Raw genomic sequence first — 14,556 nt, forward strand, 5'->3', positions numbered from 1 at the left:
GGCAATACGACCATTGTTTTTTGGCGGAAAATTGCGAACTGACCCTTGCCGACCGCGTGTTTTGTGGCGTGTCATTCAAAGGCGATTTGGGCAAAGAAGCGATTTTGCGATTGCTCAAAAACCGACTTAATCAGCTGAAAATCAACTTTGGCGAAATTCAAAACAACGCCTTTATGATTGATAATCAAACCTTTCCGCTTTCGGACTGCAAAGCCGTGATATACGATTACGATTAAAAACCCACAGAGCAAACGATTTTGTCCGAAAAATCATTAATTTTGTAATATAATTTAACATCTTATGAACTGTAGCTTAAACTTTTGGAGCATTTCTAATTTTCGCAATTTTCGTGAGGATTTGCCCACTTACAAAGCAAAAATTGAGCAAAACGATTTAGACCGCATTCAAATCCAAGAAGGCAGTAATTTAAACGAAGTTTTGCCAGTGTTAAAAAAGGAAATTTACGCCCAACATCGCGATATGCCTTTGCGATTTTTTCTGTATCAAAACTTTGATATTGAGTGGATTACAAGCATTACCGAAGTGAAAAAACTCTACATTGAGGCGTATTATAACATTCACAATCTGGACAAATTAGAGGCGTTTAAAAACTTAAAAATGTTGGTGTTGGAATGCGATTTTTGCACTGTGCCGAACCTTGATTTTTTAACAAATTTGCCTGAAGATTTGGAGGTTTTGGCTTTGACTACCATCGGAAAATCAAAAAAGCTGGATTTAAGCCCCATTGCCCATTTTAAAAAACTTAAATTTTTGTATATCAATGGTATAGAAAAGAATTTGGACAAGGTTTTGCCACAATTTACCCAGCTGGAAGAATTACGATTGCGAAGCGTCTCCAAGCCGAAAAATATGGATTGCCTTGCCGAACTGAAACAACTCAAAAATGTTACTTTTCAATTGTGCGGTTTTGAGAATATCGATGTGTTATCAAACTTAAAATCAGTCCGTTACTTACAACTTTGGCGACTGCCCAAACTGACGAATTTGGATTTTATTTCCAAAATGGACGGACTACAACATTTATTTATCGAAACGCTAAACGGCATTGAAAAATTCCCCAATGTAGCTGATTTACAGAAACTTCTGCGTGTGATAATCACTTCGTGCAAAAACATTACCGATTTTAGCGAGGTGGCAAAAAGTAAATCCATCAAGGAATTTGCCATACAAAATGCCACACAAACCGATTTAACCATTTTTAAGCCAATTTTACAAAATATACATATTGAGCATATTGGTATCGGTTATGAAAAAGTTGCCACACAAAAAGAAATGTTTGCCCTTGCCCAACAGTGTGGGCGTGAGCGTATTGCGGTGTATCGCTACCCTGATTTTGCTAAATTTGAGTTTGAAGAATAGTGGAATTTTAATGAAAAAGAAGGATTTAAGAAATAAAGATAATTATCATAAAATCAGTAAATAACGATGAATTTTAACAATAAAACCAATGCAAAAACCATATTATTATCACCTTTTTGTGGCACGAATTATTGAGGGGAAAACCCGCGAATTTGATGCGTATATCTTTGATGAAGAACATAACAATCCATTGTTTTTCAAAGAATTATATATAAACGATTACCTGCCAGAAGATTACGGCTTGGAAGTGCTAAACCCTGATTTTCGGTATGATTTTCCGCTGTCAGAATTGTCTTTTAATTCTTTGGTAAAAAGTGAAGATATTCCTAAAATAAGTGAATTTTGCATAAAACAGGGCGTTATTCCCAATTCGTATGTAACTTTGTATCGACAAGGCTTGAAAATCGATAAATCAGTTTCGCTTTCGTATCCAAATCTGTATTATATCGGTGAATATGAGATGGATACAGAGGCGTTAGAGAACGAAAAGGAAGTGTATACACATTTGTTTTAGGAATAAAATATATTTTTGTAAAAACTAAAAAAAACTTATGAACCAAAATATTCAGTATATCAACGAGTTACTTTTAAAAAGCAAAGGCAAAATGATTCCCTATGGCGATAATGAATATCGTTTTGAGCTAAAACAAAAGGTCAGCCAAGAGGAAATTTTGCAATTTGAACGGCAGTATAACATCTCATTTCCAGTTGATTACAAAGATTTTTTGCTGTCGGTAGGGGCGTGTACGCTTTTTGAAACGGACTATGGTTTGGGCGTAGATTTTCTGTCGCCTGATGCCATTTTTGGCTGGTCAAAACAAGTTTTTGAAGGTACGGGCGTGGATTTGTTTCCTGACTGCCTTATCGTCGGCTCGGCAAACGGTCATCCGATGGGCTTTTTCATCCAAAAACAAGAGGCAAATTTTGGGGTTTTCTATGCCGATATTCCGCCTGAATATTGGGAGAAAGACACTGATTTTATGAACTTTAACAGTTGGTTAGCCGATTTGATACAATCAGCATCATAACCTAATTTTTTTCTCGTATTTATACAAAATTACAAAATAATTTTATTCATTAAATCAGCAACTTATGAAAAATACGATTTATTACATCGGAGAAAAATATCCCGTTAATGAAAGCGATATTTTACAAATAGAACACACCGTAAATTACGAATTACCAGCTGATTACAAAGATTTTTTAAGCGATTACGGCTATGGCAATCTCAATGAATTATTGCTGTTTGAAACGCCTGATGCAGATTTGATAAAAAACAATTTTGCCGAACATTTAGATTTATGGAAATGGGATAAATCACTGCAAAACAAAACCTTAAATAGTGTTTGCATTGCCGAAAGCACGGACGGTGATGTCGTTGTTGCCCTTGACGATAAGTCCTTACCTTACTTGTTGTTACCACGACATTCGGAATATCCGAAATCGTTCGCAACACTTTGGGAATTAGTTGATTGGTATAAAAAAGAGTATCGCCTTGAATGGCTTTATTTTGATTCGTTCTATCAAAATGATTGGCGATTTTTTCGGATTGAAGACGATTTTTTGGATTTGACCCTTGAAAAAATAGCCGTTCTTTACAAAAAATTCAAGAAAAACTATGCAGTTGATGCCATTTTTGTGAAAGAAAACTACCAGCCCAAGTGCGTTTTGCAAAATATCGGCGGTTGGGTTCATTTTAATTTGGATACGGGCGAAATCCGATTCAAATTTCAAAAAATCTTTACGCCCAAAGCCGAAGAAATCAGTCGTTTTTTACAACAATATGCCGTTATAACGAATTAAAAAACACCTTGTTATGTTTAGCCTTTCACTACAAAAATTACTCGCTGAAAAGGGCATTCACATTGAGCGAAAAATCGCCAAAGAAGTGTTTGCCGAAAAAGAAAAATACCTCACCGATTTATATCAAAATGCTGGTTATGAATCTGTTCCGAAATCGGTAATTTTATTTTTGTCTTATTTTGACAATCAGCAAATTGTGCATAAAGGACAAAAAATTGAGTTTTGTTTGTCATACACGATGCAATTTTTCACACATTCCAAAGTAACTCAGACCGAAAAATTATTGGAAAAACGCATTTTTCCGCTGGGGACGATGGCATCGGGCTGGTACGACCTTTTTGCGGACGAGTCAGGGGCGGTTTTTGCCTTCCATATTGAGGGCGATGAGCTGATTTTTTACGGCGAAAATCCGTTTTTGGCACTGCAAAATATTTTAAAAAACTCGCCCATCGAAACTACGATGTTTCGTTAATTTTTTATAAAAATTGTGTTTTATGGAATTTCAATCCGATAAAATTTGGCTCTGTGAGGTTACTTTTTTTGGCAATCAACGGAAAACCCTGCCTGATTTGAGTTTAGGCACTTATCGTCCGCATTTGGTTGTCAAGGGCGAAACCGAATATTTGGGCGTTCGCTTTATTGAGGGCGAAGTTACTGAATTTGACAAACCTGTACTTTGCACAATTGCAGTACTTTACGATACGGTAGATTATTCAAAAATGATAGAAGACACCCCATTTTTCATAATGGAGGGAGCAAAGGCTGTCGGCGAGGGAGTTATTAAATTACTGGAAAACAAATAATTGCAGGGAAGTGATATATCGCTTTCGCCAAATGCATTCCGCTGAAAATTCGCAACCAACTCTGGCAAAGTATATCAAAATGATAAAATGCGTCAAATCCGTAAATTATGTTTATTTTTGTCTTTTGAGAGAAACTTAAAAATGAATATTCAGGATTTTAGTGGCAAAAACTGGCAAATACAGCACGATAATTTTTCGTGGATTTTTCAGTGTGAGAACTTTGACCAAATTAAAGCGGATTTAAGCGAAGATTTATTGCAAATGGAAAACGGGCGGTATATAATTGATATTGGCTGGTACGCTGGTGTTGAGGCGTTTATCCTATTTTACATTGAAAATGAGGACTGGGAGCGACCCGTGATGCGGTATTCATCAGCAAATATTAATGAAATTTGTGCAGAATTGCGGCGGATTCTTAGTGTGATTGACACTCATTCCCTGTCGAAAACCGAAAAATAAAGAAATTAATCGTGTATGTTTAAAATCGAAACCAATTTAAAATGAAAGAAACAAAAACGGAAATAGAACAAAGTACCGAGCGGTTTTTTGCGGAGATTCCGTTTGAAAATTGGCTTGGTAACGTGGGTAAATTTCCTACTGATAGTCATGTGTTTAGTCCTTTTTTGGTGGAAAATGTCGGTGATGCCCAAAAGGTGAAAACGAGCATTGATTCCATCGCTTGGGAAAATTTTGACCTCGACAACAGAAACGCCCTGTTTGCCTTTGCTGATAAACATTTTAAAAATCTTAATACCAACGATTTAACAATGGTAGCCGTTCAAAAATTAAACTTGAAAAAATCGGTTTTGGAGCAAAAAATCCGCGAAAAACAACTACCCGACCAAGTCTTTGATTTTGTGTTACTTGGCGTGGTGATGAGTGCCTTTATGGAATTTTTTATGCAGGAACAAAACCCCAAAATGCCGATTGATGTCAGTCGTAACTTATTAAAAATCTTAAACTTAGGCTATTTGCCCTGTGGTTGGAAACCCCAAAAAGAAACCTCGGAAATAGCCTACGACCCTATCTATTTTGTAACCGACAACCTACAAAAATCTGCCTTATTTGACTATAAATCAGGCGTTTTGTTGGTGTTTTAAATAAAATAAATATGCAAAGAATCATTCAAATTGAGCAGGAAAACGGCTTTGAGCTACCTGCTTCGTACAAAAAGATGTTGGCAAGTTTTGAATTGTTTATGTTGCTGGAAATGAGCGACCAAGAAATCGATTTGCACAACAAAAACCGCCTAACCGAGTCAGTTGGAAAAGGCTCGCAAAGTTGGGAATATGTCAAAATCTGGGCAAGTGAGGACACTCGCATACAAAACAATGCCGTACGCCGACACGACAAACCCAAAGAAAGCGTTGATTTAAAGCGACTTACCCAAAGTTTTATGTTTGCCGATGGCGGTGATGGCGTTCGCTTATACTTTGATATTCAGGATAATATGTCCGTTTGGGCGTATTATACGGACGATGGCAGTGTGGGGAAAATCGCCGATAGTTTTGACGAAATTCTTGAAAATAGTGAAGTTATTGAAAGTGAGTAAATTACACCTCTATTTCAAAGCAACAATGAAGTTCCCAACTTATAAAAAACAATCGTAAAACAATGAAAATGTTATCATTACAGAAGAAATACACTATCGCTCAGGTAATTGAATTTTATTTAAAGGAGCAAAATTCGTCCGAAAAATCAATGGATTTTGATTATGTCGATTTATTCAGCGAACAAGCCTTAACGACCATCGAAAAAGACAGTTTTTGCTATCTTGATGAGCCGCTCAACGATGATTTGATAGACGAGGACGAAAACCCCGAAGGCTATTCCGATTTTGTGCTAAAAAACAATTTGGAAATGCTTTGCAGTGGCGAAATACTGGGCAGTGTCATTTGCAATACGCTCCACCAAAACGAAAACGCCAGCATTCAAGATATGATTGACAATCTGAATTTTTATATCAAAAACGACACTTTTAAAACCTTTGATTAACAAGTAATTGCAGATTAAATGTAAAGGCAACATCTTTTTTGTAAAAACGCCTGTCAAGGCACTTGACAACTTAACTATAAAACACTGACAATGAGAATCCTAAAAGAAATTCACACTTACGAACGACACGAAAAAAACACATCGGACTCGTGGCAAATATTTCATTTTGAGGGCGACACCTACCCCGGTTGGGTGTTTGACGAGCAACGCATCGCCTCCAAACTTGCCGAATCAGATTTTTCCATCGGTGAGGAAGACCATCTGTATGTGATTTTGAATCCGAATATTGCCGAAAACAGCATCGAATTTAGCAAATTGCACTTCGATAAACGCACTTTGTACGCCGATTTTGGAGTAAATCCGCAACATTTTAACGCTTTATCGCAAAAAAAGAAGGATTTTTTCGTCAGAAATATCATTTTTTCGGTCTTAAAAACCAAATCAACGCCTGAAATGCGCTTTTTCTTGGAAGAAACACAGCAAAAAATCGAAAAACACGGCAAAAACATCGAGATTTTGTACAAAGCCAAAGAAACTTCGCAATATAGCATTCGGATTTTTTTTCAAATCAATCCTGAGGGCAGACCGCTTTCGTTGAAGGAAAAAAACGGTGGTGTGGCAATCATCAAATACCTCAACAAGCAATCGGGCGAGGAAAAGGCGTTTCGTTATCCGCTGTTTTTTTATGATGATATTTATTATTTGATGAATGCTATTTCACTGAAAAACAACGAAATAATCATAAAACCCAAAACCTCTTTACGAGCCGAAGTGTACAATCAGAAATACGCCGTTCCGATAATATTTCGCCTTTGAGAATGATTTTTTCACAAAAAATTAGCGTATTTTTGTAATATTAATTCAATTAAAAACTTTTAATGATGAATATGAATCAAATTTCGCAAAATTGGGACTTTTTCTTCTGCCAAATTGAGGGAAGCCCAGCCTCTATCCGTGTTAATTTAGGACTTTACGAAGTAGCTCCTATTCAGGATTTTAGCAAATCAATACGCTTTTTGGTAAAGATGCAAAACCCTACGGCTGAGGGACTTTCGTCCAACGAAGAATATCCTGTTTTGTGCGATATAGAAGACGCTCTTTTTGAGGTTTTAGCATCTAAAAACGCCCTTATGGCAGGAAGCGTTAAATGCGATGGATTTTTAGAATTTTGGGTATATGCCCAGAACACAGACGGTTTGGAAGCAGATTTTGGAGTGATGATGAAAAAATCATTTGCAAATTATAAGTCTGGTTATCAAGAATTTGATGATTCGGAATGGGATACTTATTTTAATTTTTTATATCCTGATGCCTTTTCGATGCAAAGCATAATGAACCGAAAATTGTACCGACAATTGCAAGAGCAGGGCGATGACGAAACCGTTGCCCGTGAAATAGACCATTGGCTTTATTTTTCATCGCAAGAAGACGCTTTGGCATTTTGTGAAAAGGCTAAAAGTTTAGTTTACAGCATTTTATCCGAGCGAAAATTAGACGAACACCCAGACGACACGCATCCCTACCAAGTGCATATCACACGGCAAGATACGCCTTCACTCGACACAATGGACGATGTGGTTTGGGAATTGATGGAGGTTGTTGCTCCTTTAAATGGCATCTATGACGGTTGGGGCTGTAACATTGTAAAAAGCTGAAAATGTGTGAATTGACGAGCATATGTAGGTCGTTGCAATGAAATGTTGCAAATATGCATTTCATTGCGAATCATTAAGATTATCAACAGGTTATTTTGTATCTAATTACAAATATATAATTTCCAATTATTTGAAAATAAAAAATATATTCAATTTAATATGAAGGTACAATGAAAAAATATTACCTACTTTTGATTTGTTTTTTACCTATTTTGATGTACGGGCAGTTTGACACAAAACCCGTAATGGAAATAGCACAACGCCAAGTACCTTGGTTGGTTCCGCATTTGAAGTTGGAAATCCGCAGCTCAAAAATGCCTAACGATTTCTTTAATATTGAACGAAAAAAGAACAAAATCCATATTTCGGCAAGCAATTCCAATGCACTGGCTCGGGGTTTGGGGCATTATCTGCGGTTTATTGCCCACCGAAGCCTTTCGCATTTGGGGGATAATTTGGCAAAACCCGATAAAATCAGCTTCCCGACGGAAAAAATTTCGGTCGTTTCTCCTTTTTCGTATCGGTATGCACTGAATTATTGCACCATCAGTTACTCAATGCCGTTTTATTCGTGGACGGATTGGCAAAAAGAATTGGACTGGATGGCTTTAAACGGTGTTAATCTCTTGCTTACGCCCATCGGAACGGAAATTATCTGGCTACGAACCCTCGAAAAACTGGGTTATACGCCTTCACAGGCTAAAAAATACATCACTCCGCCCATTTTTTCGGCGTGGTGGCAAATGGCAAATTTGGAAGGTTGGGGCGGACCCGTTACCGATTCGCTCATTGAGGAGCAACGAGAGTTGGCTCATCAGATTTTTAAACGAATGAAAGAATTGGGCATAACGCCTGTGTATCAAGGATTTTACGGCAATATTCCAACGGATTTGAAAACAAAATTACCCATTGAAGTGGTGGAACAAGGCAAATGGGCGGGCGGTTTTCAACGACCTGATTTTCTCCACCCAAACGATGCTTATTTTGAGAAAATTGCCGATATTTATTATACCGAAATCAAAAAAGAATACGGTGATTTTCAGTTTTTTGGAGCTGACCCTTTTCACGAAGGCGGAAAGGTCGGTTCGCTCAATGTGGTGGAAGCCGCCCGGCTGATTCAACGCAAAATGCAGGATAATTTCCCCAATTCGGTGTGGGTCATTCAAGGTTGGGGTAACAATCCGAGCGATGCCATTTTGAAAGGAATTGACAAAAATCACTCGTTAATTTTGGAATTGGAAGGCGAAAACACCTCGCATTGGGAAAGACGCAACGCCTATAACCAAACGCCTTTTCTGTGGTGCCAAATCAGTAATTTCGGAGCAAAAACAGGGCTTTACGGAAAAATCCAACGTTTTGCCGATGAGGTTTTTCGTTTGCAAAATTCGCCCCAAGTTCCGTATTTTAAAGGTATCGGCATACTCCCCGAAGGCATTCACAACAATCCGCCAGTGTATGATTTTACCCTTGATTTGGCGTGGCAAACCAGCCTTACCCCAAAACATCAACAAACCGAAAAATGGATAAAAAAATACATTTTGTATCGCTACGGAAAAACATCACCTTCACTGGAAAAAGCGTGGGAATTACTACTAAAAACCGTGTACAAAAGCAATAAAGCATACCAACAAGGAGCGCCCGAAAGTATGTTTTGCGCACGCCCACGATTGGGATTGCAGTCCGTTTCCACGTGGGGAAATAGTAAAAGACATTATGATTTAAAAGATTTTCAAAAAGCGGTGAATTATTTTGTGGAAGCGGAAAAAGATTTTGCCCGTTCTGAGACTTATCTCACCGATAAAATTGATTTATTGCGGCAACTTAACTCCGACAGAAGTTTGATTTTATACCGAAAAATTGAGCAAAACATTGCCGAGAAAAATCTGTCAGATTTCATCAAAAATAAAGATAAATTCTTGCAATTAATGCTACTTCAAGATGAATTGTTGAGCAGCAATGTACATTTTCAGTTGCATTCATTTTTAAAACAGGCAATAAGCTTATCCAAAGATGAAATTTCACAACGACAAGCCTTAAAAAATGCCAAAACACAAATTACCTACTGGGGAACTGACACCAACGAAAATACCGACCTGAAAGATTACGCCCACAAGGAATGGAGCGGTATTTTAAGAAGTTTATATTACGAACGTTGGAGTTTATTTTTTAAACAACAAGAATTATTTTTAAAAGGAAAAGACACCACAGATATCAACTACTTTCAAATGGAAAAACGCTGGACATTTTCCCCTGAGTTGTTTGAAGAGAAAAATATTTCAGCTGAAAAATTAAAACAACTTACTCAATCGGTTTTAGCATTTTCAATTGAATAATAATTTGTTATTTTCTTTCATAATTTCAAAAATATAGTTCAAAAATAAAGAATATTACAAAATTTTTCTGTTTTTATAAAAGTAAGATGCTATTTTTTCAATTAATAATTTATAATTAAAAAATAGCATTTATTTTTTTTGATTAAATAGTAAAAATTTAAATTTTATTCAAAAAAAATAAAAAATACACATATAAAATTATTTATAATACATATAAAAAACAAATTATAACATAAAAAATTATTTTTTTGACATACAAAATTATTTTTTCAACATACAAAATTAAATTAATTACATTAAAATTTTAAATTTACTGAAAAAATATTTATTTTATATCAATTAAAATCATTTAAACAGATTACAAAAATAAAATATAGCATAAAACACAAAAAAATCCTTAAAAAATAATTTATTTGTAAGGATTTTTTATTCTTTATAGATAAAAAGTTCTATAAAAATCAAAAATCAATTCGGTAACTGATATTTGGAATTAATAAAGTAGATTTAGTAAACTCAACTTGTTTTATTTGGAAATTATAATTATATCCTTGATAAATAGGAGCTGCAAAAATATTTTTCATTTGAAATGAAAAAACACTTGAACTTTTATGATGATTAATTCTGTAATTTAATGTTAAATCAACATAAAAAGTATCAGGATATGAATTTGAAAGTGCATTTTTCTCATCTAAAATAATTCGTTCATTTGCAATTGAATTTAACTCAAAAAAAGGAGTATATCGTTCTCTTCCGGTAAAAGTTACTCTTGCATTTATATCTAATATTTTCTTATTGTTTTTAAAAAAGAATTCTTTTCCCATTAAGGCATTAAAAACATAATTTTTATTATATCGGGTATTTCTCCATATATTATCTCCTGATTTATATTGAGTATTAAACAATGAAAGAAAAATTCCGGTTGTAAAAATGGTGTACATAATGAATTAAATCGTTTCGGTACAAAGGTAACTGTTTTTGAAACTTTATCAAAAAAACTTTTTCCAAAACAAACCTATCATTTCATTTCAGTAAAATAATTACCTTTGCCCCATTTCAATTAAAATGGCAAAAAAGAAATTTTACGTAGTTTGGGAAGGACACAAAACAGGCGTTTTCACCTCGTGGGAAAAATGCAAAAAAGCTGTGGAGGGTTTTCCAAATGCTAAATACAAAAGTTTTCCTTCGTTGGAATTGGCTCAGAAAGCTTTTTCCGAAAGTTTTGAAGACTACAAAGGCAAAACATTTTTCGCATCAGAATTATCTGATAATGAATTAAAACGAATCGGGAATCCTGCATTTCCTTCCATTGCCGTTGATGCCGCTTGTAGCGGAAATCCCGGTGTGATGGAATATCGCGGCGTGGACACCCAAACAGGAAAGGAACTTTTCAGAATCGCACCGATACAGGGAGGCACAAACAATATTGGTGAATTTCTGGCAATTGTTCACGCATTGGCATTATTGAAAAAACACAACCAAACGATACCCATTTATTCCGATAGCAAAATCGCCATTAATTGGGTAAAATTCAAAAAATGCAAAACCAACGTTCAAGAAAATGACCAAAACCAAAAAATATTTGAACTCATTGAACGTGCCGAAATCTGGCTACATCAAAACACTTTCGTCAATCATATTTTAAAATGGGAAACCAAAGCGTGGGGCGAAATCCCTGCCGATTTCGGACGAAAAAACAACTCATAAACCACTAATAATCAACAAACAACAAAGAGTTTATTTAGCAGAATATAATTCTTTTATGCGGTAATAAAAATGGTATAAAAAATAATAAATCTGATATTTTATGAATAATTAGCAATTAATTACTACCTTTGCCCCCGTAGAAAATTATATATGAATTTATTTAAACAATTGGGACTTAATGAGCCCATACTCAACGCCATCACCGATATGGGCTTTGAGACCCCTTCTGAAATACAACAAAAAGCAATCCCTGCCCTACTTTCCGAAGACACCGATATGGTGGCTCTGGCACAAACCGGAACCGGAAAAACGGCGGCTTTCGGCTTTCCGCTTCTTCAAAAAATAAATCTTGAAAGCCGTGAAACACAAGGTCTTATCCTATCTCCTACCCGAGAACTTTGCTTGCAAATTGCTTCGGAATTAAAACTATATGCCAAGTACCTGCCCAAAGCAAATGTGGTTGCCGTTTACGGAGGTGCCAGCATTGAAGAACAAGCCCGAAACCTTAAAAAAGGAGCGCAAATCATCGTTGCCACGCCCGGGCGTATGCAAGATATGATTCGGCGTAACTTTGTGAATATCAACAACATTGAACACTGCGTTTTGGACGAAGCCGACGAAATGCTCAATATGGGATTTTATGAAGATATTACGGCTATTCTCGCACACACGCCTGATACAAAAAACACCTGGCTTTTTTCGGCAACAATGCCTAACGAGGTAGCAAAAATTGCCAAACAATTTATGCACAAACCGCTCGAAATCACCGTTGGGAGTCGCAATCAAGCCTCTAACAACATTCGCCACGAATTTTATATGGTAAACGGGCGACATCGGTATGAAGCCCTAAAACGATTAGCTGATGCCAATCCGGATATTTTTTCGGTGGTTTTTTGTCGCACCAAACGAGACACCCAATCCGTTGCCGAAAAATTAATTGAAGACGGATACAACGCCGCCGCACTGCACGGTGATTTGAGTCAAAACCAACGTGATTTGGTAATGAAATCATTCAGAGCCAGACAAATACAAATGTTGGTAGCCACCGATGTCGCCGCACGAGGCATTGATGTTGATGACGTTACACACGTGATTCATTATCAGCTTCCTGATGAAATTGAAACCTACACTCACCGCAGCGGGCGCACCGGACGTGCCGGAAAATCAGGCGTTTCAATGGTTATCGTACCTAAAAGTGAAGTTAAAAAAATTAAAGCCATTGAGAAAATTATTCAACAGCCTTTTGAACTGAAAAAACTTCCAAGCGGTATCGAAATCTGTGAAATACAGCTTTATCACTTGGCAAACAACATCAAAAACGAAACGGTTGACAGCGCCATTGACGATTACCTTCCGGCTATTTACGACGTTTTGCAAGGTTTAGACCGTGAAGAACTCATCAAAAAAATGGTGGCGGTGGAATTTAATCGCTTTTTCAATTACTACAAAAATTCGGCTGACCTAAATGTTTCTGACACAAAAGGCAGCAATTCAAGCTCTGACGGAAACGAAACCCGATACTTTATAAACATCGGAGAGCGTGATGGTTACGACTGGAAAACATTAAAAGATTTCCTGAAAGCTACCCTCAATTTAGGGCGCGATGATGTTTTCAAAGTTGATGTAAAAAACAGTTTTGCATTTTTCAATACCGATAGTGAAAATACGGATTTAGTTATGCGTACTTTTGAAAATTTTCAGTTGGACGGGCGTTTTATCAATGTGGAAATTTCATCAAAACAAGAGGGAAGCAGCGGCAAAAAAGGACAAAAAAGCCGTGAAAGTAAACGAAAATCTGCCGAGCGCTTTTCACAACGTGAAAAATCTTCCAAAAAAACAAAAAATAAAAGGGAACAAAAAGCATCACAAGCCTTTGAAAAAGCCTTTGGCAAACGAAAACGCCGAAAATAATTCCAGCTTACGGATACTATCAAGAGTGAAGAAAATTCTTCACTCTTTTTTATTGTAAAAATACTAATATATGTTAAATAAAAACAAAAATTAAATTAATCACTCAACCGTATGTTTAAATTTCATATCTTTATCCGTTGATATACGCATACCATTCGCTGATAAGAAAATGAAGTTGAAGCAAATTAATTGAATATGAGAAAAATACTATCAATACTGGCTATTTTATTTTTTCATTGCATCACGGCACAAGAAACTGAGGTTCAAGGAACTGTGTTTAACGTCCAAACTAAAAAAGAAATGCCAAACGTGCATATTTTAAACCTAAATAAAGTGATAGGCACCACCACCGATAACAACGGAAATTTTACCATTCGTGCCTCTGTCAATGACACGCTTTATCTATCGTTTTTAGGGCATAAATCAATGAAAGTATTTGTTACCAACGATATGATTCGGTTTACGGGCACAAAAATCGGGATGACCGAACTGGCTTATGCACTGGAAGAAGTTGTCATAACTCCTTACAAATTAACAGGTTTTTTAGATATTGACGCCAAAAATATACCCATAAATGAAAATAAGCGATACAGCATTTCAAACTTAGAAATCGGTTATGAAAGTAAGGCAAGTGCCAGCGCCGTAGGGCGTGTCTTCAGTGCCATTTTCAATCCCGCCGACCTACTTTACCGAACGTTCGGGTCAAGAGGACAGGAAATGAAAAAATTACGTAAAATACGTGATGACAACAAGTTAAGTGATGCACTTGCACAAAAATACGACCGTGAAACCCTACTTGAACTTTTGCAAATAAGCCGAAGTGAGTTGGAAGACATTATCCGTTCGTGTAATTATTCCAGCGATTTTATAATGTCGGCAAATGATTTACAAATTCTGGAAGCCATCAGCAATTGTTATGAAGAGTATCGCGTTTTAAACCGAAAGAAAAAGTAACCTCTCCCTTTAAAAAGT

At 36.3% G+C, this 14,556-nt stretch carries 18 protein-coding genes; 17 read left to right on the forward strand and 1 reads right to left on the reverse strand.

Annotated elements, in window-relative coordinates; translation table 11 throughout:
- The 14 genes from Q4D72_RS08500 to Q4D72_RS08565 form a co-directional block, all read left to right on the forward strand.
- The coding region (locus tag Q4D72_RS08500; protein ID WP_303077410.1) for a hypothetical protein at window positions 1-236 on the forward strand (236 nt) is incomplete at its 5' end.
- 64 nt (window positions 237-300) lie between these two features.
- A complete protein-coding gene (locus Q4D72_RS08505; protein ID WP_303077411.1) occupies window positions 301-1,380 on the forward strand; it encodes a hypothetical protein in 1,080 nt (359 codons plus the stop codon).
- Window positions 1,381-1,468: 88 nt separating this feature from the next.
- Entirely contained in the window at window positions 1,469-1,894 is a 426-nt protein-coding gene (locus Q4D72_RS08510; protein ID WP_303077412.1) for a hypothetical protein, read from the forward strand.
- 37 nt (window positions 1,895-1,931) lie between these two features.
- Complete coding sequence (locus Q4D72_RS08515) at window positions 1,932-2,408, forward strand: SMI1/KNR4 family protein (protein WP_303077413.1); 477 nt, start codon at window positions 1,932-1,934, stop codon at window positions 2,406-2,408.
- Between the two features lie 64 nt (window positions 2,409-2,472).
- Window positions 2,473-3,183, forward strand: a complete 711-nt coding sequence (locus Q4D72_RS08520; RefSeq protein WP_303077414.1) for an SMI1/KNR4 family protein — start codon at window positions 2,473-2,475, stop codon at window positions 3,181-3,183.
- A gap of 13 nt (window positions 3,184-3,196) precedes the next feature.
- The gene (locus Q4D72_RS08525) at window positions 3,197-3,655 is read left to right on the forward strand and encodes an SUKH-3 domain-containing protein (protein WP_303077415.1); all 459 of its coding nucleotides are present in this window, start codon (window positions 3,197-3,199) and stop codon (window positions 3,653-3,655) included.
- 22 nt (window positions 3,656-3,677) lie between these two features.
- Complete coding sequence (locus tag Q4D72_RS08530) at window positions 3,678-3,986, forward strand: hypothetical protein (RefSeq protein ID WP_303077416.1); 309 nt, start codon at window positions 3,678-3,680, stop codon at window positions 3,984-3,986.
- A 141-nt stretch (window positions 3,987-4,127) separates the two neighbouring features.
- Window positions 4,128-4,445, forward strand: a complete 318-nt coding sequence (locus Q4D72_RS08535) for a hypothetical protein (protein ID WP_303077417.1) — start codon at window positions 4,128-4,130, stop codon at window positions 4,443-4,445.
- Window positions 4,446-4,486: 41 nt separating this feature from the next.
- The gene (locus tag Q4D72_RS08540) at window positions 4,487-5,086 is read left to right on the forward strand and encodes a hypothetical protein (RefSeq protein ID WP_303077418.1); all 600 of its coding nucleotides are present in this window, start codon (window positions 4,487-4,489) and stop codon (window positions 5,084-5,086) included.
- Window positions 5,087-5,097: 11 nt separating this feature from the next.
- Complete coding sequence (locus Q4D72_RS08545; protein WP_303077419.1) at window positions 5,098-5,538, forward strand: SMI1/KNR4 family protein; 441 nt, start codon at window positions 5,098-5,100, stop codon at window positions 5,536-5,538.
- A gap of 62 nt (window positions 5,539-5,600) precedes the next feature.
- Window positions 5,601-5,981, forward strand: a complete 381-nt coding sequence (locus Q4D72_RS08550) for a hypothetical protein (protein WP_303077420.1) — start codon at window positions 5,601-5,603, stop codon at window positions 5,979-5,981.
- A gap of 90 nt (window positions 5,982-6,071) precedes the next feature.
- The gene (locus Q4D72_RS08555; RefSeq protein WP_303077421.1) at window positions 6,072-6,797 is read left to right on the forward strand and encodes a hypothetical protein; all 726 of its coding nucleotides are present in this window, start codon (window positions 6,072-6,074) and stop codon (window positions 6,795-6,797) included.
- 71 nt (window positions 6,798-6,868) lie between these two features.
- Window positions 6,869-7,636, forward strand: a complete 768-nt coding sequence (locus Q4D72_RS08560; RefSeq protein WP_303077422.1) for a DUF695 domain-containing protein — start codon at window positions 6,869-6,871, stop codon at window positions 7,634-7,636.
- A 170-nt stretch (window positions 7,637-7,806) separates the two neighbouring features.
- Window positions 7,807-9,969 (forward strand): alpha-N-acetylglucosaminidase, encoded by a 2,163-nt coding sequence (locus Q4D72_RS08565; protein WP_303077423.1) that lies wholly within the window; start codon window positions 7,807-7,809, stop codon window positions 9,967-9,969.
- Between the two features lie 458 nt (window positions 9,970-10,427).
- Here Q4D72_RS08565 and Q4D72_RS08570 read toward each other — a convergent pair whose 3' ends face one another.
- On the reverse strand, window positions 10,428-10,907 hold the full coding sequence (locus tag Q4D72_RS08570; protein ID WP_303077424.1) for a hypothetical protein: 480 nt from the start codon (window positions 10,905-10,907) through the stop codon (window positions 10,428-10,430).
- A 124-nt stretch (window positions 10,908-11,031) separates the two neighbouring features.
- Between Q4D72_RS08570 and Q4D72_RS08575 the strand changes: the two genes are divergently transcribed.
- The 3 genes from Q4D72_RS08575 to Q4D72_RS08585 all read left to right on the forward strand — a co-directional run bounded on the left by Q4D72_RS08575 (window position 11,032) and on the right by Q4D72_RS08585 (window position 14,538).
- Window positions 11,032-11,673: a viroplasmin family protein gene (locus tag Q4D72_RS08575; protein WP_303077425.1), complete on the forward strand. Its 642-nt coding sequence runs from the start codon at window positions 11,032-11,034 to the stop codon at window positions 11,671-11,673.
- 150 nt (window positions 11,674-11,823) lie between these two features.
- Window positions 11,824-13,584 carry a DEAD/DEAH box helicase gene (locus tag Q4D72_RS08580; protein ID WP_303077427.1) on the forward strand — a complete coding sequence of 587 codons (1,761 nt, stop codon included), beginning with the start codon at window positions 11,824-11,826 and terminating at the stop codon, window positions 13,582-13,584.
- Between the two features lie 195 nt (window positions 13,585-13,779).
- A complete protein-coding gene (locus tag Q4D72_RS08585; RefSeq protein WP_303077428.1) occupies window positions 13,780-14,538 on the forward strand; it encodes a carboxypeptidase-like regulatory domain-containing protein in 759 nt (252 codons plus the stop codon).
- Window positions 14,539-14,556: the final 18 nt, after the last annotated feature.

This window comes from Capnocytophaga sp. (assembly GCF_030532915.1).
Taxonomy (GTDB): domain Bacteria; phylum Bacteroidota; class Bacteroidia; order Flavobacteriales; family Flavobacteriaceae; genus Capnocytophaga.

Coding starts and splice junctions, on each gene's coding strand:
- Q4D72_RS08575 (WP_303077425.1), top strand. CDS start 11,032: ATGGCAAAAAAGAAATTTTACGTAGTTTGGGAAGGACACAAAACAGGC.
- Q4D72_RS08570 (WP_303077424.1), bottom strand. CDS start 10,907: ATGTACACCATTTTTACAACCGGAATTTTTCTTTCATTGTTTAATACT.
- Q4D72_RS08560 (WP_303077422.1), top strand. CDS start 6,869: ATGAATCAAATTTCGCAAAATTGGGACTTTTTCTTCTGCCAAATTGAG.
- Q4D72_RS08510 (WP_303077412.1), top strand. CDS start 1,469: ATGCAAAAACCATATTATTATCACCTTTTTGTGGCACGAATTATTGAG.
- Q4D72_RS08520 (WP_303077414.1), top strand. CDS start 2,473: ATGAAAAATACGATTTATTACATCGGAGAAAAATATCCCGTTAATGAA.
- Q4D72_RS08525 (WP_303077415.1), top strand. CDS start 3,197: ATGTTTAGCCTTTCACTACAAAAATTACTCGCTGAAAAGGGCATTCAC.
- Q4D72_RS08530 (WP_303077416.1), top strand. CDS start 3,678: ATGGAATTTCAATCCGATAAAATTTGGCTCTGTGAGGTTACTTTTTTT.
- Q4D72_RS08535 (WP_303077417.1), top strand. CDS start 4,128: ATGAATATTCAGGATTTTAGTGGCAAAAACTGGCAAATACAGCACGAT.
- Q4D72_RS08505 (WP_303077411.1), top strand. CDS start 301: ATGAACTGTAGCTTAAACTTTTGGAGCATTTCTAATTTTCGCAATTTT.
- Q4D72_RS08555 (WP_303077421.1), top strand. CDS start 6,072: ATGAGAATCCTAAAAGAAATTCACACTTACGAACGACACGAAAAAAAC.
- Q4D72_RS08515 (WP_303077413.1), top strand. CDS start 1,932: ATGAACCAAAATATTCAGTATATCAACGAGTTACTTTTAAAAAGCAAA.
- Q4D72_RS08550 (WP_303077420.1), top strand. CDS start 5,601: ATGAAAATGTTATCATTACAGAAGAAATACACTATCGCTCAGGTAATT.
- Q4D72_RS08540 (WP_303077418.1), top strand. CDS start 4,487: ATGAAAGAAACAAAAACGGAAATAGAACAAAGTACCGAGCGGTTTTTT.
- Q4D72_RS08565 (WP_303077423.1), top strand. CDS start 7,807: ATGAAAAAATATTACCTACTTTTGATTTGTTTTTTACCTATTTTGATG.
- Q4D72_RS08580 (WP_303077427.1), top strand. CDS start 11,824: ATGAATTTATTTAAACAATTGGGACTTAATGAGCCCATACTCAACGCC.
- Q4D72_RS08585 (WP_303077428.1), top strand. CDS start 13,780: ATGAGAAAAATACTATCAATACTGGCTATTTTATTTTTTCATTGCATC.
- Q4D72_RS08545 (WP_303077419.1), top strand. CDS start 5,098: ATGCAAAGAATCATTCAAATTGAGCAGGAAAACGGCTTTGAGCTACCT.